Origin of the sequence: Streptomyces sp. FXJ1.172 (genome assembly GCF_001636945.3) — a bacterium.
Lineage (GTDB): Bacteria > Actinomycetota > Actinomycetes > Streptomycetales > Streptomycetaceae > Streptomyces.
This window is the reverse complement of record NZ_CP119133.2, coordinates 5,557,401-5,576,550: the sequence shown is the minus strand read 5'-3', so window position 1 is coordinate 5,576,550 and position 19,150 is coordinate 5,557,401. Positions and strand designations below refer to the sequence as shown.

General features: G+C 73.5%; 18 protein-coding genes. 10 read left to right on the top strand and 8 right to left on the bottom strand.

The annotated features are described in order from the left end of the window. Positions 1-35 precede the first annotated feature (35 nt). From hutI to hutU, 4 genes are all read right to left on the bottom strand, one after another. Positions 36-1,211 carry an imidazolonepropionase gene (gene hutI, locus A6P39_RS24995; RefSeq protein WP_067039053.1) on the bottom strand — a complete coding sequence of 392 codons (1,176 nt, stop codon included), beginning with the start codon at positions 1,209-1,211 and terminating at the stop codon, positions 36-38. A 29-nt stretch (positions 1,212-1,240) separates the two neighbouring features. Continuing rightward, entirely contained in the window at positions 1,241-2,593 is a 1,353-nt protein-coding gene (locus tag A6P39_RS24990) for a formimidoylglutamate deiminase (RefSeq protein ID WP_067039054.1), read from the bottom strand. Then, positions 2,590-3,792 carry an allantoate amidohydrolase gene (locus A6P39_RS24985; protein ID WP_107304195.1) on the bottom strand — a complete coding sequence of 401 codons (1,203 nt, stop codon included), beginning with the start codon at positions 3,790-3,792 and terminating at the stop codon, positions 2,590-2,592. The genes A6P39_RS24990 and A6P39_RS24985 overlap by 4 nt, the downstream gene beginning before the upstream one ends. 86 nt (positions 3,793-3,878) lie before the next feature. Further along, complete coding sequence (hutU, locus tag A6P39_RS24980) at positions 3,879-5,543, bottom strand: urocanate hydratase (RefSeq protein ID WP_275883903.1); 1,665 nt, start codon at positions 5,541-5,543, stop codon at positions 3,879-3,881. 135 nt (positions 5,544-5,678) lie between these two features. Between hutU and A6P39_RS24975 the strand changes: the two genes are divergently transcribed. The 5 genes from A6P39_RS24975 (at position 5,679) to A6P39_RS24955 (ending at position 9,380) form a co-directional block, all read left to right on the top strand. Next, complete coding sequence (locus A6P39_RS24975; RefSeq protein WP_443052958.1) at positions 5,679-7,073, top strand: diaminopimelate decarboxylase; 1,395 nt, start codon at positions 5,679-5,681, stop codon at positions 7,071-7,073. Between the two features lie 178 nt (positions 7,074-7,251). Continuing rightward, positions 7,252-7,638, top strand: coding sequence for a hypothetical protein (locus tag A6P39_RS24970; RefSeq protein ID WP_067045863.1), 387 nt, complete (start codon positions 7,252-7,254; stop codon positions 7,636-7,638). Continuing rightward, positions 7,635-8,444 carry a hypothetical protein gene (locus A6P39_RS24965; protein WP_067045862.1) on the top strand — a complete coding sequence of 270 codons (810 nt, stop codon included), beginning with the start codon at positions 7,635-7,637 and terminating at the stop codon, positions 8,442-8,444. Before A6P39_RS24970 ends, A6P39_RS24965 begins: the two co-directional genes overlap by 4 nt. A 46-nt stretch (positions 8,445-8,490) precedes the next feature. After that, positions 8,491-8,985, top strand: a complete 495-nt coding sequence (locus A6P39_RS24960; RefSeq protein ID WP_067045876.1) for a roadblock/LC7 domain-containing protein — start codon at positions 8,491-8,493, stop codon at positions 8,983-8,985. Between the two features lie 20 nt (positions 8,986-9,005). Next, the gene (locus tag A6P39_RS24955) at positions 9,006-9,380 is read left to right on the top strand and encodes a hypothetical protein (protein WP_067045860.1); all 375 of its coding nucleotides are present in this window, start codon (positions 9,006-9,008) and stop codon (positions 9,378-9,380) included. A gap of 10 nt (positions 9,381-9,390) precedes the next feature. On the opposite strand, the gene A6P39_RS24950 is transcribed toward A6P39_RS24955, so the two are convergent. From A6P39_RS24950 to A6P39_RS24940, 3 genes are all read right to left on the bottom strand, one after another. After that, positions 9,391-9,975 (bottom strand): hypothetical protein, encoded by a 585-nt coding sequence (locus A6P39_RS24950; protein ID WP_107304351.1) that lies wholly within the window; start codon positions 9,973-9,975, stop codon positions 9,391-9,393. A 93-nt stretch (positions 9,976-10,068) separates the two neighbouring features. Then, positions 10,069-10,965 carry a MurR/RpiR family transcriptional regulator gene (locus A6P39_RS24945; RefSeq protein WP_234378908.1) on the bottom strand — a complete coding sequence of 299 codons (897 nt, stop codon included), beginning with the start codon at positions 10,963-10,965 and terminating at the stop codon, positions 10,069-10,071. Continuing rightward, positions 10,962-12,488 (bottom strand): aromatic amino acid ammonia-lyase, encoded by a 1,527-nt coding sequence (locus tag A6P39_RS24940; RefSeq protein WP_107304350.1) that lies wholly within the window; start codon positions 12,486-12,488, stop codon positions 10,962-10,964. The genes A6P39_RS24945 and A6P39_RS24940 overlap by 4 nt, the downstream gene beginning before the upstream one ends. Positions 12,489-12,733: 245 nt before the next feature. Between A6P39_RS24940 and A6P39_RS24935 the strand changes: the two genes are divergently transcribed. Beyond that, positions 12,734-13,312: a carbonic anhydrase gene (locus tag A6P39_RS24935; protein ID WP_107304349.1), complete on the top strand. Its 579-nt coding sequence runs from the start codon at positions 12,734-12,736 to the stop codon at positions 13,310-13,312. A 60-nt stretch (positions 13,313-13,372) separates the two neighbouring features. Beyond that, entirely contained in the window at positions 13,373-13,798 is a 426-nt protein-coding gene (locus tag A6P39_RS24930; RefSeq protein WP_067045853.1) for a hypothetical protein, read from the top strand. A 356-nt stretch (positions 13,799-14,154) separates the two neighbouring features. Here the strand turns inward: A6P39_RS24930 and A6P39_RS24925 are convergent, their stop codons facing one another. Beyond that, positions 14,155-15,546 (bottom strand): cystathionine beta-synthase, encoded by a 1,392-nt coding sequence (locus A6P39_RS24925; protein ID WP_067045850.1) that lies wholly within the window; start codon positions 15,544-15,546, stop codon positions 14,155-14,157. A 163-nt stretch (positions 15,547-15,709) separates the two neighbouring features. Between A6P39_RS24925 and A6P39_RS24920 the strand changes: the two genes are divergently transcribed. The 3 genes from A6P39_RS24920 to A6P39_RS24910 all read left to right on the top strand — a co-directional run bounded on the left by A6P39_RS24920 (position 15,710) and on the right by A6P39_RS24910 (position 19,147). Further along, a complete protein-coding gene (locus tag A6P39_RS24920; RefSeq protein ID WP_199840796.1) occupies positions 15,710-16,729 on the top strand; it encodes an SGNH/GDSL hydrolase family protein in 1,020 nt (339 codons plus the stop codon). A gap of 131 nt (positions 16,730-16,860) precedes the next feature. Continuing rightward, on the top strand, positions 16,861-18,081 hold the full coding sequence (locus A6P39_RS24915) for an acetyl-CoA C-acetyltransferase (RefSeq protein WP_067045846.1): 1,221 nt from the start codon (positions 16,861-16,863) through the stop codon (positions 18,079-18,081). A 283-nt stretch (positions 18,082-18,364) separates the two neighbouring features. Then, complete coding sequence (locus A6P39_RS24910; RefSeq protein WP_067045843.1) at positions 18,365-19,147, top strand: hypothetical protein; 783 nt, start codon at positions 18,365-18,367, stop codon at positions 19,145-19,147. The last annotated feature ends 3 nt before the right edge of the window (positions 19,148-19,150 follow it).

Below are 19,150 nucleotides of genomic sequence, written 5' to 3'. Positions count from 1 at the left end.
CGAAGCCACTCGGCCCCGCTGTCCGGACCCGCTGTTCAGACCACCCGTACTCCCCGCCGCCAGACCCCGCTGACCAGCGGTACGCCCGGCCGGTAGGCAAGGTGGACGTGGCTGGGGGCGTCCAGGAGGGTCAGGTCGGCGAGGGCGCCGGGGGTCAGGCGGCCGATGTCGGTGCGGCGCAGGGCCGCCGCGCCGCCCGCCGTGGCCGACCAGACCGCCTCGTCGGGCGTCATCCGCATGTCGCGGACGGCGAGGGCGATGCAGAAGGGGACCGAGGAGGTGAAGGACGAACCCGGGTTGCAGTCGGTGGACAAGGCGACCGTCGCGCCGGCGTCGAGGAGGCGGCGGGCGTCCGGCCACTCGGCGCGGGTGGAGAACTCGGCGCCGGGGAGGAGGGTGGCGACCGTGGCGCTGTTCGCCAGGGCGTCCACGTCCGCGTCCGTGAGGTGTGTGCAGTGGTCGGCGCTGGCCGCGTCCAGTTCGACCGCGAGCTGGACGCCGGGGCCGTAGGAGAGCTGGTTGGCGTGGATGCGGGGGTGCAGGCCCTTCGCCCTGCCGGCGGTGAGGACCGCGCGGGCCTGGTCGCCGTCGAAGGCGCCCTTCTCGCAGAACACGTCGATCCAGCGGGCGTGCGGCGCGCAGGCGTCCAGCATCTCGCCGGTGACCAGGGCGACATAGGCCGCCGGGTCGTCGGCGTAGTCCGGGGAGACGATGTGCGCGCCGAGGTACGTCACCTCGTCGGTGTGCCTGGCCGCGAGGCGCAGCGCGCGGGACTCGTCCTCGACGGTCAGGCCGTAGCCGGACTTCGTCTCGAAGGTGGTGGTGCCCTGGCGGAGCGCCTCCGCCAGGTAGTGGGTCAGGTTCGCCTCCAGGTCCGCGTCGCTCGCGGCGCGGGTGGCGGCGACCGTGGTGCGGATGCCGCCGGCCGTGTAGGAGCGGCCGGACATGCGGGCGTTGAACTCCTGCGTGCGGTCGCCCGCGAACACCAGGTGCGAGTGGGAGTCGACGAAGCCCGGCAGCACCGCCCGGCCGCCCGCGTCGACCCGATTGTCAGTGGCGGGTGCTTTGCTGGATTCACCGGTCCACGCGATGCGGTCGCCGTCGATGACCACGGCCGCGTCCTGGATCAGACCGAGAGGGGAGTTGTCACCGAGGGAGGGGTCGTTGGTGACCAGCGTGGCGATGTTGGTGATGACGGTGCTGCTGCTCATGGTGTCGTCCTTGTGGGGATCGGCGGTCTTCAGCCGCGCAGGGCTTCGACGGCGGCGGCCAGCGCCTGCGGCACGTCCGGCACGAGGGTGTGCGCCCCGTCGCGTACGACGTGCCGCCCGCCCACGACCGTATGCCGTACGTCCGCCCCGCTCGCCGCGAATACGGCCGTCTCGGCGCCCAGCCTGGGCAGCGGGCCCGCTGTCCTGACCGAGTCGAGGGCGATCGTCGTGAAGTCGGCGAGCGCCCCGGCCTCGAGGGTGCCGGCCTCGTCCCAGCCGAGGGCCGCGTGTCCGTCGGCGGTGGCGGCCCTGAGCAGGGCGTTCGCCGTCCAGTGGCCCCGGGTGCGGGTGCGCAGCCGCTCGTTCAGCTCCATCGCGCGCGCCTCTTCGAGCAGGTCGATGACGGCGTGGCTGTCGGAGCCTAGACAGAGCGGGGAGCCCGCCCGCTGGAGGGCGACGGCGGGGCCGATGCCGTCCGCCAGGTCCCGCTCGGTCGTCGGGCACATGCAGGTGCCGGTGCCCGACTCGCCGAGCAGGGCGATGTCCTCGTCGGTGAGGTGGGTGTTGTGCACCCCGGTGGTGCGCGGCCCGAGGACGCCGTGGTCGGCCAGCAGCCGGGTCGGCGTGCACCCGTGGGCGGCCTGGCAGGCCTCGTTCTCGGCGGTCTGCTCGGACAGGTGCACATGCAGCGGGGCCCGCCGCTCCTGCGCCCATCCGGCCACGGTCGCCAACTGGTCGGCGGGCACGGCCCGTACGGAGTGAATCGCCGCCCCGATCCGCGCGTGATCCCGCTCCTTGAGAACTGCACAGCGTGCGGCCCACGCCTCGGCGCTGCCGTCCGAGAAGCGGAGCTGGTGGGTGTTGGGGGCCTCGCCGCTGTGCTTGTTCACGATGGCGGCGGAGAGGTAGCAGGTGTCGAGGAGGGTGATCCGGATACCGGCCTCGGCGGCGGCCGCGATCAGCGCCTCGCCCATGGCGTTGGGGTCGGCGTACGGGGTGCCGCCCGGGGCGTGGTGCACGTAGTGGAACTCGCCGACGGCCGTGATGCCGGCGAGGGCCATCTCGGCGTACACCGCGCGGGCGAGCCGGTGGTAGGTCTCCGGGGTCAGCCGGTCGGCGACGGAGTACATCACCTCGCGCCAGGTCCAGAAGGTCCCGGAGCCGACCTGGACGGTGCCGCGCAGCGCCCGGTGGAAGGCATGGCTGTGGGCGTTGGCGAGGCCGGGCAGGGTCAGGCCGCGCAGCACCTCGGCGCCGGGCGGCGGGGCGGGGACGTCGGTGCGGACGGCGCTGATCCGCCCGTCCTCGGTGGCGAGGGCCACGCCCGGCTCGACGTTGGTGCCGAGCCAGGCGTGCTCCAGCCAGTAGGTCGCCTTGGTCACCTGCAGGCCAGCCCTTCCAGTACGTCGGCCAGTGCGTGCACCCCGGCCACGCAGTCGTCCTCGTCGGCGGACTCCGCCGGGGAGTGCGAGACACCGGTGGGGTTGCGCACGAACAGCATGGCGGTCGGGATGCTCCCGGAGAGGATTCCGGCGTCGTGTCCGGCCCCGGTGCCGAGGACGGGCACGGTCAGTCCGGTGTCCTTGCCCAGGATGCGGCCGAGTTCGTCGCGCAGGGCGTGGTCGAACTCGACGACGGGTGTGAAGGACTCCCGTACGACGTCGAGATCGACGCCCTGGGCGTCCGCGTGCTCCCGGGCCGCCTTCTCGATGCCGCCGACCACCGTGTCCAGGGTGTCCTGGTCGGCGGCGCGGGAGTCGAGCCAGCCGCGTACGAGGGACGGGATGGCGTTGACCCCGTTGGGCTCCACGGAGATCTTGCCGAAGGTGGCGACGGCACCGGCGAGCCGGGCCTCGCGGCGGGCGGCGAGCACGGTCTCGGCGTACGACAGCATCGGGTCGCGCCGGTCCGCCAGCCGGGTGGTACCGGCGTGGTTGGCCTCGCCCCGGAAGTCGAACCGCCAGCGGCCGTGCGGCCAGATGGCACTGGCGATGCCGACCCGGTCGCCGGACAGGTCCAGCGCGCGGCCCTGTTCGACGTGCAGTTCCACGAAGGCACCGATCCGGGCCAGCCGCTCGGGGTCGGCCCCGATGCCCTCGGGGTCGTATCCGGCGGCCTCCATAGCCCGCGGGAGCGTGACCCCCTCCCCGTCGGTCAGCCTGTGGGCCTGCTCGACGGTCAGCTGTCCGGCGGTGAGCCGGGAGCCGACACAGGCGAGCCCGAACCGGGCCCCTTCCTCGTCACCGAAGTTGACGATGGCGAGGGGCCTGGTGAACCGCACGTCTCTGCCGCGCAGCTCGTCGAGGGCGGCGAAGGAGGACACGACCCCGAGCGGCCCGTCGAAGGCCCCGCCGTCCGGCACGGAGTCGAGATGCGACCCGGTGACGACGGCGTCCCCGGCGGCCGGGTCACCGAGCCAGGCCCACTGATTCCCATTCCGGTCGGCCTCGTAGGTGAGTCCGCGCGCCTCGGCCTGTTCCCGGAACCAGGCCCGGCACTCGGCGTCGGCGCCGGTCCAGGCATGACGCCGGTAGCCGCCGGAGCCGGGGTGACGGCCGATGGGGAGCAGCTCCCGCCACATCTCCTGGAAGGAACGGCCACCGGCGGACGGCGACGAGGGCCCGGCCCCCACCGGACCGTTGCCGCTCGGCGCGGCGGAGCGCTGGGTCACGCCTCGTCACCCTCACGCATCGGCACCCGGACCCCGCGCTCCTGCGCGACGGACTCCGCGATGTCGTACCCGGCGTCCACGTGCCGGATGACACCCATACCGGGGTCGTTGGTGAGCACGCGCCGGATCTTCTCGCCGCCCAGCTTCGTGCCGTCGGCCACCGTCACCTGCCCGGCGTGGATGGACCGCCCCATGCCCACGCCGCCACCGTGGTGGATGGACACCCAGGACGCACCGGAGGCCACGTTCACCATGGCGTTCAGCAGCGGCCAGTCGGCGATGGCGTCGGAGCCGTCGAGCATGGCCTCGGTCTCGCGGTACGGCGAGGCCACCGACCCGCAGTCCAGGTGGTCGCGGCCGATCGCCAGCGGAGCGGTCAGCTCGCCGGAGGCCACCATGTCGTTGAAGCGCTCGCCGGCCTTGTCGCGCTCGCCGTAGCCGAGCCAGCAGATGCGCGCGGGCAGGCCCTGGAAGTGGACGCGCTCGCCGGCCAGCTTGATCCAGCGGGCCAGGGACTCGTTCTCGGGGAACAGTTCCAGGATCGCCTTGTCGGTCCTGGCGATGTCGGCGGGGTCGCCGGACAGCGCGGCCCAGCGGAACGGGCCCTTGCCCTCGCAGAAGAGCGGGCGGATGTAGGCGGGGACGAAGCCGGGGAAGGCGAACGCCCGGTCGTAGCCCGCCAGTTGGGCCTCGCCGCGGATGGAGTTGCCGTAGTCGAAGACCTCGGCGCCGGCGTCCAGGAAGCCGACCATTGCCTCGACGTGCTTGGCCATGGACTCGCGCGCACGCGTGGTGAAGCCGGCCGGGTCCTTCGCGGCGGCGTCGGCCATGTCCTCGAAGGCCACACCGACCGGCAGGTACGACAGCGGGTCGTGCGCCGAGGTCTGGTCGGTGACGATGTCGACCGGGGCGTTCATCGCGAGGAGCTGCGGGACCAGCTCGGCGGCGTTGCCGAGGACGCCGATGGACAGCGGGCGGCGGGCGTCGCGGGCCTCGGTGGCCAGCTGGAGCGCGTGGTCCAGCGAGTCGGCCTTCACGTCCAGGTAGCGGTGCTCGATGCGGCGCTCGATGGCGCGCGGGTCGCAGTCGATGCAGATGGCGACGCCGTCGTTCATGGTCACGGCGAGGGGCTGGGCGCCGCCCATGCCGCCGAGGCCGGCGGTGAGGGTGATCGTGCCCGCGAGGGTGCCGTTGAACTTCTTCGCGGCGACGGCGGCGAAGGTCTCGTAGGTGCCCTGGAGGATCCCCTGGGTGCCGATGTAGATCCAGGAGCCGGCCGTCATCTGGCCGTACATGGTCAGGCCGAGGGCCTCCAGGCGGCGGAACTCCTCCCAGTTGGCCCAGTCGCCGACCAGGTTGGAGTTGGCGATGAGGACGCGCGGGGCCCATTCGTGGGTCTGCATCACGCCGACCGGGCGGCCGGACTGGACCAGCATGGTCTCGTCCTGCTTGAGGGTCTTCAGGGTGCGGACCATCGCGTCGAAGGAGCGCCAGTCACGGGCGGCCTTGCCGGTGCCGCCGTAGACGACGAGCTTGTCGGGGTGCTCGGCGACCTCGGGGTCGAGGTTGTTCTGCAGCATCCGCAGCGCGGCTTCCTGCTGCCATCCCAGGGCGCTCAGTTCCGTGCCGCGCGGTGCTCGTACGGGGCGGGGTCCCGACATCGTCTGCCTCCTCCTGTTGCTACGTCTATTCACATCCTGGCTTTCTGAATAGAACTAGTCAATACATCGGGGCGGCCGCGTTCACGCGCCGTCGGTGTTTGGCTGGATACCGGAGGCCGACACGAGGGAGAGGCTGTGCGGCGGGACATCGAGGGCCGGGCGAACGGCGAGGCACCCGAGGCGCGGCAGCGGGCCGTCCGGCGGGACGCGGCGGTGCGCGCCGCCGTGGAGCAGCGGCTGATCGGTCCGGACGCGGCCGTGGTGGGGCTGCTGGACGTGACCGGGATCCGGGAGTCGGCGGCGGCCCTGCGGGCGGCGTTCGACACGGCCGTGCCGCCCGGCACCCCGGTGCTGCACGCCTTCGCGGTGAAGGCCGCCCCGCTGGTGCCGGTGCTGCGACTGCTGTGCGAGGCGGACCTCGGCGCGGAGGCCGCGAGCCCGGGCGAGCTGGCACTGGCGCGGGCCGCGGGGGTGCCGGCGGAGCGGACGGTGCTGGACGCGCCCGCGAAGACCCCGGCCGAGCTGCGCGAGGCGCTGGCCCTGGGCATCGCCGTGAACGCCGACAACCCGCAGGAGCTGGACCGCCTCGACACCCTCGTCCACGCGGCGCCCACCCGCTCCCCGCTCGGCATCCGGGTCAATCCGCAGCTCGGCGGCGGCTCGATCCGGACGACCTCCACGGCGACGGCGACCTCGAAGTTCGGGGTGGGCCTGCGCGACGAGGGGGCGCGCGAGTGGGTCGTACGGGCGTTCCTGGAGCGGCCGTGGCTGACCCGGCTGCATGCGCACACCGGCTCGCAGGGCATCCCGCTGCCGCTGCTGGGGCGGGGCGTGGCGGAGACGTACGCGCTCGCGCAGGAGATCAACGCGCGCGCCGGGCGGCAACAGGTCGACACGCTCGACATCGGCGGCGGGCTGCCGGTGGACTTCACCGCGGAGGCGACGGCGCCGACGTACGCGCAGTACGTGCGGGTGCTGAGGCAGGAGGTGCCGGGGCTGTTCGAGGGGCGGTACGGGCTGGTGACGGAGTTCGGGCGCTCCCTCATGGCCCGGCACGGGACCGTGCTGGCGCGGGTGGAGTACGCCAAGAGCGCGGGCGGGCGGCGGATCGCGGTGACGCACGCGGGCGTACAGGTGGCGACGCGGACGGTGTTCGCGCCCGAGGCGTGGCCGCTCAGGATCGCCGCGTACGACGCCGAGGGGCGCCCCAAGCGGGGTCCGGAGGTGGTGCAGGACGTGGCGGGGCCGGCCTGCTTCTCGGGCGACCTGCTCGCCGAGGGACGGGTCCTGCCCGAGCTGGCGCAGGGCGACCACGCCGCGGCGCTGGACACCGGCGCGTACTGCTTCGCCCACCACTACGCCTACAACTCCCTTGTCCGGCCCGGGATCTACGGTTTCGCGCCGGACGGTTCGGGAGGCGTGGCCTTCGCGACCGTACGGGAGCCGCAGACCCTCGCCGAGGTGGTGGCGGAGTCCGGAGGAGCGCACGCGGACGCGCTCACCACCCTGCGGGCCCCCGGGAGCCGTTGACTCCTCCGGGTTTCTCTCCGACCAATGGATCAACTCCCCCGCCACAGAGGTCAGTTGACCCACACTAGTACGCCGGACGCATGTTCCACTGGAAAATGCCAAAGGCCTCACTCCTCGCGCACACGTTGCGTAGTGTCGGCGTCACTCAGCCGGATTCCCAGGCGGGAGGGGAGCCACGGTGCCCGGAATCGACGAGTGCCTGCTGGAAGCGATGCGGTTGCCCGGTGCGCGGGGTGCCGCGCTGGTGGACTGGACGAGCGGACTGGCGCTCGGCACGGTCGGCGACGCGCCCGGCGGCGACCATGAGACGACCGCCGCCGAGGCCGCCGAGCTGGCCCGGATGGCGGCCGAGCACGGCGCCTTCACCTCGGGGGCCGACAGCGAGGGGCCGCCCGTCGAGGACGTGATCGTCAGCAACCGCGACAGCTACCACCTGCTGCGCTTCGTGGACACGTCCTTCGACAGCAGCGTGTTCCTGCACCTGTGGCTCGGCCGCGAGGACGGCAATCTCGCGCTGGCCCGGATCCGGCTCGGCGAGATGGCCGCCCGGCTGGTGCTGGGATGACCGTGACGCACATACCGCCGCTGCCGGTGCGGGACAAGTCGGCCGGCCGGGCCCTGTCGCCGATGCTGACCCGGCTCGCGGAGGAGCGGGCCACCGGCGTCCTGGTGCGCGAGCACGGCACCCTGCACCTCGCCGACGGCCGGGTGGTGCACGCCGAGAGCCCGCTCGCCCCCGGTCTCGACGTGCTCCTCACGGCGCACGGCACCCTCGCGGCCGCCGCCTGGCAGCAGGCCGCCGCGCGGACCGCCGGCCCGCCCCAGGCAGCCGAACTCCTGCTGGAATCAGGGCTGTTGCCGACCGGGGCGCTGGAGCTGTGCCACCTGGACGCGCTGTACGACGCCGGGTACTTCGCACTGGCCCCGAGCAGCGCCCCGGGCCGGTTCCGCTACGACAACGCCCCCCGGCCCGGCCCGCTGCCCTCCGTTCCGGTCGTCGCGCTGGAACGCGAGACGCTGCGCCGGCGCCTGCTGCTGCACCGGCTGTGGCCCGACCCGGCCATCGACAGCGCCCCGCTGATCCGCGCGGACCCGGTCCCCGCCGCCCCGGTCACGCCCCGGCAGCGGGCGGTCCTGGACCGCGTGGACGGCGTCCGCACGGCCACCGGGATCGCCCGGGACCTGGGCCGGCAGGCCTTCCACACGCTGGTCGACGCGCGCCGGCTCGCGGCGGCCGGCCACCTCGCACCGGTGCCGCCCGCGGCCTTGGACCCCGCCCCGGCATACCCCGCCCTGGCCTGCCCACCCCCGGTCACCGACCCCGACATCGCGCTGCTGAAGAGGCTCAGGGATGCGCTGGAGGCGCTTTGAACGGCACCGCCCCGCCGAGCACCGCCCCGCCGAGAGGAGAGAGCTGATCGTGTCCGAGGAGGACCTCCAGACCGTCCTGGAGGAGCTGCGCCGGCTGCGGGCCCGGGTGCCGCAGCTCACCGGCGCCCTGGCGGCGGGCGTCGACGGGCTCGTCGTCGCCCATGACACCCCCGGAGTCGACCCGGAGGGCCTCGCCGCGCTCACCGCCGCCGCGCTCGGCGTCGCCGTACGGGTCAGCGACGCCACCGGGCACGGCGGTCTGCGCGAGCTGCTGGTGCGCGGCGAGGGCGGCTATGTCGCCACCTACGCGGCCGGCCGCACCGCCGTGCTGACCCTGCTCGCCGAGGGCCGGGTCAACGTCGGCCGGCTGCACCTCGAGGGCCGCCGGGCCGCCGCCCGGATCGGGGAGCTGCTCGACGCCGCCGAGGCCGCCGCCCGGGCCACCGCACGCCCGGCCACCCGCACCGCACCCGCCCGGACCCGTACCACCCGCACACCCCGCGCCACGGCCACCGAGGCGCGCACCGCAACCGACAGTTGAGCACTTCGAAAGGACCCACCATGGCCAACACCGAGACCGCGCTGAAGGAAGCCCTCACCTCCATCGAGGGCGCCACCGGAGTCGCGCTCGTCGACTACACCAGCGGCATGGCGCTGGGCACGATGGGCGGCAGCAAGAGCTTCGACCTGAACGTGGCCGCCGCCGGCAACACCGACGTCATCCGCGCCAAGATGCGCACGATGGAACACCTGGGCCTCAAGGCCGAGATCGAGGACATCCTGATCACGCTGTCGGACCAGTACCACCTGATCCGCCTGCTCAAGGGCCGGGGCGGCAACGGCCTGTTCCTCTACCTGGTCCTCGAGGCCGGCCGGGCCAACCTGGCGATGGCCCGGCACCAGCTGAAGCGCATCGAGGAGACCATCGAGGTATGAGCGACACCCTCTAGACGAGCGCGGCGCCGCGGCGGCGGGCCCCGCCCGGGGCCGCGTCACCGGCCGCGACGCCCGTACTCCGCAGCCCCTTCACGGCCTTGCCCACCGGGCGTCCGCCGCGCCGGCCGAGCCAGTCGACGCGCACCCACAGCAGCGTCTGGCCGGCCCGCTCGCGCCGCCCGATCCAGGCGGCCTTCAGCCGCAGCCCGGTGCCGAGCCCGGCGAGCAGCATGCCGCCGGCCGCGGGCACCGCGAAGGCGGAGCCGAGGGCCACGGCGAAGGCGAGCAGCAGCCACCAGCGGTGGCCCCGGCGCCAGTTGCGCACGGTCACCGCCCGGTCCTGGAGCACGTCGTACTTGCCCGCGCGGGCCGCCGCGCGGGCGAGTTCGGCGTAGCGCCCGCGCCGCACCAGCGGTACGGCGGCCGCGGCGACCAGGAACAGCGCGGCCCCGGCCAGCACCCCGGTCCGGCGTCCGGTCACCCCGGGCGGCAGCACCCCGATCCCGGCCGCGACCACCCCGGACCACCACAGCGGTGCGGCCCCGGCCCTTACGACGACGGCCACCCGGGCCAGCCCCTGCCCTCCGCGCGCCACGATCCGCCTCCTCGTCGTCCCGGCACAGTGCTGTCGGCCGGGCACGGTAGCGAGGGAACGTGAGACGAGTCTGAGAACACACCCGCGGGCAGGTCACTCCACGAACAGACCCCGGGCCGCCGCCTTCGTGTCGAACTCCTCCAGCCGGGCCTGCGCGTCCGGCAGGTCGTCGCAGACCGCCTCCAGCAGCACCCGGCCGAGCAGCATCGGCGCGCACGCGGTGTCGAAGGCGAGCCCGGTGCCGACGGCGGCGGGCAGCAGCAGGTCGGAGTGCTTGGCGACCGGCGCGAACGCGGAGTCGGCGACCGTGACCGTCGTCAGCCCCAGGTCCTTGGCGTAGGCGAGGGTGTCGACGACCTCGCGCGGGTGCCGGGGCAGCGCGAAGCACAGCAGGGCCGAGGCGCCCGCGCGGACGGCCGCGTCGACGCGGTCCTGGATCATCGTGCCGCCCTCGTCGAGCAGCCGGACGTCCGGGTGCACCTTGGCGGCGAAGTAGCAGAAGCCGTACGCCTGGGAGGCGGCCGCGCGCAGGCCGAGGACCGGCAGCGGCCGGGACGCGGCGAGGATGCGGCCGGCCTTCTGCACCGGGCGCGGGTCGGCGAGGAGTTCGGCGAGGTGCCTCAGGTTCTCGATCTCGGCCTCGACCGCCTGCTGGTACTCGTTGAACGCGCCCGCCTCGGCGGCCGGTTCGGCGGGGACGACCTCGCGCAGGTGCTTGCGCAGCGCCGGGTAGCCGTCGAAGCCGAGGGCGACCGCGAACCGGGTCACCGAGGGCTGGCTGACCCCGGCCAGTTCGGCCAGCTCCACGCTGGACAGGAACGGCACGTCGGCGGCCCGCCGGACCATGCTGTGGGCGATCCGGCGCTGGGTCGGGGTGAGCCGGTGCCCCTCGAACAGCGCCTGCAGCCGGCCTGCGGGACTGTCCGTGGCGCCGGACGGCTCACCAGGTGCCGTACGGTCAGCCACCCCGCCGCTCCTGTCCACACTCATGACACGCTCCCCCTCCAGATGTCCGTGAACCGGTCGAGCAGTGCGGCCGCCGCCGTCACGTCGTCCGTGAGCGGCCGGTCGGCCGGGTCGCCGTCGAGGACCGACGCGGCGAGCGCGAAGGCCTGGCCGGCCGGCAGCCCCGGGTCGGGCCGCAGGTCGCGCTGGCGCAGCGCGCGGACGGCGGCGACGAGTTCGCAGCCGGCCACCAGACGATACGCACCGCACGCGCGCAGGGTCTGCCGCGCGGCGAGCGAGGCGAAGCTCGCCTGTTCCTCGACGCCCCGGGAGAGTACAGCGTGGCCGAGCGAGGCGGGCGCGGAGAAGGCCCGCAGGTCACCGAGGGCGGCGCCGGCCGCGTACTCCAGGATCATCACGCCCGAGGAGGCCGGCTCGTGGTCGGCGAGGAAGGGCCGCAGCCGGGTGCAGGCGGGCTCGTTGAGCGTGGACAGACGGGACGTGGACAGCCGGGCCACCTGGGTGAGCGCGAGCCTGAAGTGGTCCAGGGCGAGGGCGAGCTGGGCCGCGTAGAAGCCGCCGTGGTGGTACGCGGCGAGGTCCTCGGGCGCGATGAGCGGGTTCTCGGCGGCCGCGTTGATCTCCACGGCCAGGACCTCTTCCAGCGCGTCGGCCGCGTCGTGCGCGGGGCCGTGGATCTGGGGCAGGCAGCGGAAGCCGTAGGGGTCCTGGATCCGGCCGAGCGGCGGGGCCGGCCGGTCGGCGGCGCCGATCAGCTCCCGCATCCGCCGGGCCACCTCGGTGCTGCCCCGGTGCGGGCGGGCGGCGTGCACGGGGGCGGCGTACGCCTCGTGGGAGCCGTCGACGGCGAGCAGGGACAGGGCCGCGACGACCTGGGTGGCGCCGATGAGCCCGCGCAGTTCGTGCAGGGCGAGCGCGGACTGGCCGAGAGTGAGGGCGTTGCTGCTGATCAGGGCGAGGGCGTCGTTGTTGTCCAGGGGCTGTGGGGCGGGGGCGCCGGAGCCGCGCCAGGGGTGCTCCCCGGCGAGCGCGAGGCCGACCTGGGCAAGGGCCGCGATGTCGCCGGTGCCGACGGAGCCGAACTCGTTGACGACCGGATACGCGCCCGTCGCCAGCGCCTCGCACAGCGCGGTGATCACACTCGGCCGCAGTCCGGCGCCCCCGGCCAGCAGTTGGTTGGCGCGGACGGCGAGCGCCGCGCGCACCTGCCGGGCGGGGAGTTCCGCACCGATGGCGCCGGCGTGGCTGCGCAGCAGGCGCAGGCCGTGGCCGGCGGCGGCCTCGGTGGGAACGTCCACGTTCCGGTTGGCGCCCACACCGGTGGACCGGCCGTAGACACGTCCGGTTGCCGCGATCCGCCGGGCGGCGTTCCAGGACTCCTGCGCCCGCAGCAGCGCCCCGGGCGCGGGAGTCGGCCGCGCCCTCCCGTCGGCGAGGCGTACGACGTCCGCGACGCCGAGTCCGAAGCCGTCGAGGACCACGGTCGCGGAGCGCGCGGACGGCACGGCCGGCATGGACTCCGACAGGTCCGCGATGCGAGACGACATCACGCCCACACTCCCCTCGGCCCTTCGTCACGGCGGACTGACGCCGGCCCGTTGACCAGCTATTCACTCACCAAGAACTCTGCATGACGCTATGCAGTCAGGCAAGACGCGGTATCGCCGGGGCGATGATCCGGCGACGAATCGGCCAAGTGTCGTTAAACGGCGACGGAGCGTGACCTTTCCCCTGCGTACCGTGAACGGGGCCCATGAACAGGCGCCACTGGACCGACTCCTGAGGAAGCGTCATGGCCGCGCCCACGCTCCACCCCGCACAGCCGTCCACTCCGGCCGCCGCGCTCGGCGAACTCCTCGCCGGCAACGCGCGCTACGCCGCCGGCCGCCCCCGCCGCCCGTACGGCGGCCCCGCCGGGCGGCAGCCGTTCGCGGTGATCGTCGGCTGCGTGGACTGCCCGGTGCCGCCGGAGCTGGTCTTCGACCAGGGGCTCGGGGACCTGCTGTGCACGAGGACGGCCGGCCAGGTGCTGGACGAGGCCGTGCTCGGCTGCGTCCAGTACGGCGTCCAGGAACTGGGCATCCGGCTGGTGCTGGTGCTCGGGCACGAGCGGTGCGGCGCGGTCGCCGCCACGCTGGAGCACGTGCGCACCGGGGCGGCCGTACCGGGGCATCTGGAGCTGCTGGTGGACGAGATCGCGCCCGCCGCCCGGCGCACCCGCGTGTGGTCCGGGGACTGGGCCGAGCACACGATGCGGGCGCACACCGCGTGGGTGCGGGACGTGATCCGCGCCGACCCGGCGTTCGGCTCCGCCGGGGTGGAGGCGGCGCGGTGCGACCTGGACACCGGGGTCGTCAGCCTGCTGCCCTGACCCGGGACAGGGGGGCTATCCCCAGTGCGGCGCGGTCGGCCGCTCCCTAACCTGAACGGCATGAGCACTCTGGACTCGCGGGACGCGGACCTGCGCAAGGAACTCGACGCCACGGTGCGGGCCCGCCGCGACCTGGGCGACGACTACGACGCCGCCCTGGTCGACTCCTTCCTGGAGAAGGTCGAGCAGCGGATCGACGACGCGGTGGACCGCCGGGTGCGGCGGCACCTGGCCGAGCAGCAGATGACGAGCGCGCGCGGCGCCCGGCGGCCCAAGGACGCCGACACCTGGGCGGAGCGCTTCGGGTTCGCGATCATCTCGCTGGTCCTGGCGATCCCGCTGACCGCCGTCTGCGGCGGCATCGCGGGGGTGGCCGGGACGGTGGCCGCCTGGGCCGGCATCGTCGGCGTCAACTTCGCCCAGGCCGTACGGCTCAACCCGGAGCTGCTCTCCGGCCGCCGAGGCCGCTCCCGCGAGCACGGCTGACCGGCACGTCCGGGGGACCGGCCGGAAAGACTTGCGCGGGGACCGCCGCACCCCCGTTTCCGGGGGGCGGGACGACGGCGGTCCCCGCGAGGGACGCTGGCCGGGTCAGGGCCGGGCCTACGCGTCCGTGGCGTCCATGGAGGTCCGGGAGCCGCTCCGGAGGTCCTTGGCGCCGTTCGGCGTCGGCCGGGGCGGGGAGCCGCTCCCGCACCTGCCGACACCCCCTAATGTGCCGGACCCGTGTTAAGCGTGTGCTGCGCGGACGTGACACGCTCGTACCACTTCCGCGAAGTCCGCCCGACCGGCAGACCACCCGCAAGTGCCGTACGGAAACCGACGGTTCACCCTGCGTTCAGCTACTGCTTTCCACCCTCGGCCAGGAACGCCAGCAGGTCCTGCCGGCTGACCACGCCGGTCGGCTTGCCCTCGACGAGGACGATGGCCGCGTCCGCCGCGCCGAGCACCGACATCAGGTCGCCGACCGGCTCGCCGGAGCCGACCTGGGGCAGCGGCCGGCACATGTGCTTCTCCAGCGGGTCCTCCAGCGAGGCCCGCTTGGAGAACAGGGCGTCCAGCAGCTCCCGCTCCACGACCGAGCCGACGACCTCGGCCGCCATCACGTCCGGGTGCCCGGCGCCCGGCTTGACGACCGGCATCTGCGAGACGCCGTACTCGCGCAGCACCTCGATGGCCTCGCCGACGGTCTCCTCCGGGTGCATGTGCACCAGGGACGGGATGGAGCCGCCCGCCTTGTAGTTGAGGACGTCGCCGACGCGGGCGCTGGGACCCTCGTCCTCGAGGAAGCCGTAGTCGGCCATCCACTCGTCGTTGAAGATCTTGCTGAGGTAACCGCGGCCGCTGTCCGGCAGCAGGACGACCACCACGTCGTCGGGGCCCAGCCGCTCGGCGACCCGCAGCGCGGCCACGACGGCCATGCCGCAGGAGCCGCCCACCAGCAGGCCCTCCTCCTTGGCCAGACGGCGGGTCATCTGGAAGGCGTCCTTGTCGGACACGGCGACGATCTCGTCGGCGACGGTGCGGTCGTAGGCGGTCGGCCAGAAGTCCTCGCCCACGCCCTCGATCAGGTACGGCCGCCCGGAGCCGCCGGAGTAGACGGAACCCTCCGGGTCGGCGCCGATGACCTGGACCCTGCCGTCACTGGCGTCCTTCAGGTAGCGGCCGGTGCCGGAGATGGTGCCGCCGGTGCCCACGCCCGCCACGAAGTGGGTGATCTTCCCCTCGGTCTGCTCCCACAGCTCGGGGCCGGTCGAGTGATAGTGGGAGAGCGGGTTGTTGGGGTTGGAGTACTGGTCCGGCTTCCAGGCGCCCGGGGTCTCGCGGACGAGCCGGTCGGAGACGTTGTAGTACGAGTCGGGGTGCTCGGGATCCACGGCGGTCGGGCAGACCACGACCTCCGCGCCGTAGGCGCGCAGCACGTTGATCTTGTCGGTGCTCACCTTGTCGGGGCACACGAAGATGCACTTGTACCCCTTCTGCTGAGCGACGATCGCGAGCCCCACACCGGTGTTGCCGCTGGTCGGCTCCACGATGGTGCCGCCCGGCTTCAGTTCCCCGCTCTGCTCGGCGGCCTCGATCATGCGCAGGGCGATGCGGTCCTTCACGGAGCCGCCGGGGTTGAAGTACTCCACCTTGGCAAGGACGGTTGCCCGGATGCCCTTGGTCACGTTGTTGAGCCGCACCAGCGGGGTGTTGCCGACGAGGCTGATCATCGAGTCGTGGAATTGCACCGTTGTCTCCGGTTGCTGCAAAAAAAACAGTGGTCTAAGTGGTCAAGCCAGCCTACGGCCCACGGGTGAGGCGTGGTGGTCGTTCACTCCCCGTTGAGATTGGCCTACGGCCTGTACGGGGCAAGGAGTGGATGTACGGCTACGAGGGAGGTGGCGGCGACGCATGACGAGCATGTCGAGGGCGCGAGTGGCCCGGCGCATCGCGGCCGGGGCGGCGTACGGCGGCGGCGGGGCCGGCCTGGTCGGCGCGGCCGCCGTCGGCCTGCTGCTGGCGGAGGTACGGCTGGCCCGGCGTCATGTGGGCAACGGCAGCGGCGGCCGGGTGCCGGTGGCCGACGGCGTGTACGGCCGCACCTACGACGCCCCCGGTGAACCGGTCCTCAGGCTGGCGCTGCTCGGCGACTCGACGGCGGCCGGACAGGGCGTGCACCGGGCGGGCCAGACACCGGGGGCGCTGCTGGCGTCGGGGCTCGCGGCGGTGGCGGAGCGCCCGGTGGAGCTGCGCAACGTCGCCGTGCCCGGGGCCCAGTCGGACGACCTGGACCGCCAGGTGGCGTCGGTGCTCGCGGCCCCGTTTCCCGTCCCGGACATCTGCGTGATCATGATCGGCGCGAACGACGTGACCCACCGGATGCCGCCGACCCGTTCGGTACGGCACCTGTCGGCGGCGGTACGGCGGCTGCGCACGGCCGGCGCCGAGGTGGTGGTCGGCACCTGCCCCGACCTCGGCACGATCGAGCCGGTGCAGCAGCCGTTGCGCTGGCTGGCCCGGCGGGCGTCCCGGCAGCTCGCGGCGGCCCAGACGATCGGCGTGGTGGCGCAGGGGGGCCGCACGGTGTCGCTGGGCGACCTGCTGGGCCCGGAGTTCGAGGCGAACCCGCGCGAGCTGTTCGGCCCGGACAACTACCACCCCTCGGCGGAGGGCTACGCGACAGCGGCGATGGCGGTCCTGCCCACGGTCTGCGCCGCCCTCGGCCTGTGGCCGGCGGAGGAGGAGCGCCCGGACGTCACGCGCCGCGAGGGCTTCCTGCCGGTGGCCCGCGCCGCGGCCGAGGCGGCTTCGGAGGCGGGCACGGAGGTCGCGGCGGCGATGCCGACCGGGCCGCGGGGGCCGTGGGCCCTGCTGAAGCGCAGGCGCCGCCGCAGGGTCCCGGAAGCAGAACCGGCGGCCCCGTCGCTCTGATCCCGAGCCGACCAAGCAAGCGCTTAGAAAACTGCGGTCAGTGTCACACCACCACACCAGTGACCTGATTCATACGTGCGGGTAACTTCCCAAGCGGCCCTGCTCACACAACACCGCCCACTGGAGCCGTGATGCCCGAAGCCGTCATCGTCTCGACCGCCCGCTCCCCCATCGGCCGCGCCGTCAAGGGCTCCCTGAAGGACCTGCGCCCCGACGACCTGACCGCCACGATCATCCAGGCCGCGCTCGCCAAGGTCCCCGAGCTGGACCCCAGGGACATCGACGACCTGATGCTCGGCTGCGGTCTCCCCGGCGGCGAGCAGGGCCACAACCTCGGCCGTATCGTCGCCGTGCAGATGGGCATGGACCACCTGCCCGGCTGCACGGTCACCCGGTACTGCTCCTCCTCCCTGCAGACCAGCCGCATGGCCCTGCACGCCATCAAGGCCGGCGAGGGCGACGTCTTCATCTCGGCCGGCGTCGAGACGGTCTCCCGTTTCGTCAAGGGCAGCTCCGACGGCCTCCCGGACACGCACAACCCGCTGTTCGCCGAGGCCGAGGCCCGCACCGAGGCCGTCGCCCAGCAGGAGGGCACGACCTGGCACGACCCGCGCGAGGACGGCCTGGTCCCCGACGCGTACATCGCGATGGGCCAGACCGCCGAGAACCTCGCCCGCTGGAAGGGCGTCACCCGCCAGGAGATGGACGAGTTCGGCGTCCGCTCGCAGAACCTCGCCGAGCAGGCCATCAAGAACGGCTTCTGGGAGCGCGAGATCACCCCGGTGACCCTCCCGGACGGCACGGTCGTCAGCAAGGACGACGGCCCGCGCGCCGGCGTCACGGTGGAGGGCGTGGCGGGCCTCAAGCCGGTCTTCCGCCCGGACGGGCTGGTCACGGCCGGCAACTGCTGCCCGCTCAACGACGGCGCCGCGGCCGTCGTCATCATGTCCGACACCAAGGCCCGCGAGCTGGGCCTGACCCCGCTCGCGCGCATCGTCTCCACCGGTGTCTCCGGCCTGTCCCCCGAGATCATGGGCCTCGGCCCGGTCGAGGCCAGCAAGCAGGCCCTGCGCCGCGCCGGCCTGACCATCGACGACATCGACCTGGTCGAGATCAACGAGGCCTTCGCCGCCCAGGTGATCCCCTCCTACCGGGACCTCGGCATCGACATCGACAAGCTGAACGTCAACGGCGGCGCCATCGCCGTGGGCCACCCCTTCGGCATGACCGGCGCCCGCATCACCGGCACGCTCATCAACTCCCTGCAGTGGCACGACAAGCAGTTCGGCCTGGAGACGATGTGCGTCGGCGGCGGCCAGGGCATGGCGATGGTCATCGAGCGCCTCAGCTGACCCACCGTCCGTAGCGACACAGGCACGTCACGTCAGGAATCGGCCCGGATCCGAGGAAACACCACGGTTCCGGGCCTTTCCGTGATCCAATCTCGCCCAGGATGTGACCTATCTCGCTCGCGGGACGCATTGATGCAGGTCAACGCAGGTCAGCGTGGTGCTCGAAGAATCCCTGAGGCCAAAGTCCTGTCCGATTCGTGACGTTACGCACTGACAGCTGGATAGTCCACCCTTCAAGCTGATGTAGGAAGTCGGGGGTCGACTTTGAACCGGGAGTACGTCAGTGAGCGCCATGCCGATCGCCCTGCTGCTCACCACGGCAGCCACCGGCGCCGTGGGCGTCGCCGTCCTGCGCACCGTTCTCAAGCTGCGCCGTCAGCTCGGCGAGCTGCAGCGACAGCTCGGTGAGAACCAGGCGGCCACCGCACGGGCCCTGCTGCCGGGCGCCCGCTCCCACGCCGACGCCGACCAGATACGCGCGGCCGTGGCCGAGGCGCTCGCCGAGGAGCGGGAGCGGGAGCTGGCCGAGGCGCGCGCCTTCTGGGCCGCCCAGGAGGCCCGTGACGCCTCCGACGCCCCCTCCCTGCTCGGCCTGTCCGACGCCGATCTGTTCCTTCCCCGGCAGAGCGACTTCGCCGGCCTGGAGCCGGTGTCCGAGCCGGCCACCGAGGCCGACGAGTTCGCCGGGGAGTCCCCCGAGCTGGCCGCGGCCCGCCGCCGGCACCCCTCGCACCCCGACTTCGTCCCGGTGCAGTCCCCGGCCGTGAACGACCACGAGCGCACGGTGACCACGCTGGAGCAGCTGGCCGCCGACCGTGTCGAACTCGCCGACGTCCGCCCGGGCCCGCTCGGCACCCTCGACGTCTACGTCTTCGCCGACGGCACCACCCTGTGCATGACCCCGGGGCACCGCGAGACCGCCGAGCGCCTGGCGGCGGCGGTGGAGACGGGCGACACCCCCTACCTCCTCGGCGGCTCCGGCGTCTCCGGCGCCTACACCCTCACCTTCGCCTGCGGCGAGGAGATGGTGTACATCCTGGCCGACCGGGTCATAGCGTCCCTGTAGGGG

Bases quoted from the DNA above. Each gene is read 5' to 3' on its own strand.
- A6P39_RS24935 (WP_107304349.1), top strand. From the start codon at position 12,734: ATGGCCGCGCCCACGCTCCACCCCGCACAGCCGTCCACTCCGGCCGCC.
- A6P39_RS24965 (WP_067045862.1), top strand. From the start codon at position 7,635: ATGACCGTGACGCACATACCGCCGCTGCCGGTGCGGGACAAGTCGGCC.
- A6P39_RS24940 (WP_107304350.1), bottom strand. From the start codon at position 12,488: ATGTCGTCTCGCATCGCGGACCTGTCGGAGTCCATGCCGGCCGTGCCG.
- A6P39_RS24945 (WP_234378908.1), bottom strand. From the start codon at position 10,965: ATGAGTGTGGACAGGAGCGGCGGGGTGGCTGACCGTACGGCACCTGGT.
- A6P39_RS24915 (WP_067045846.1), top strand. From the start codon at position 16,861: ATGCCCGAAGCCGTCATCGTCTCGACCGCCCGCTCCCCCATCGGCCGC.
- hutI (WP_067039053.1), bottom strand. From the start codon at position 1,211: ATGAGCAGCAGCACCGTCATCACCAACATCGCCACGCTGGTCACCAAC.
- A6P39_RS24955 (WP_067045860.1), top strand. From the start codon at position 9,006: ATGGCCAACACCGAGACCGCGCTGAAGGAAGCCCTCACCTCCATCGAG.
- A6P39_RS24985 (WP_107304195.1), bottom strand. From the start codon at position 3,792: ATGTGGCGGGAGCTGCTCCCCATCGGCCGTCACCCCGGCTCCGGCGGC.
- hutU (WP_275883903.1), bottom strand. From the start codon at position 5,543: ATGTCGGGACCCCGCCCCGTACGAGCACCGCGCGGCACGGAACTGAGC.
- A6P39_RS24930 (WP_067045853.1), top strand. From the start codon at position 13,373: ATGAGCACTCTGGACTCGCGGGACGCGGACCTGCGCAAGGAACTCGAC.
- A6P39_RS24920 (WP_199840796.1), top strand. From the start codon at position 15,710: ATGACGAGCATGTCGAGGGCGCGAGTGGCCCGGCGCATCGCGGCCGGG.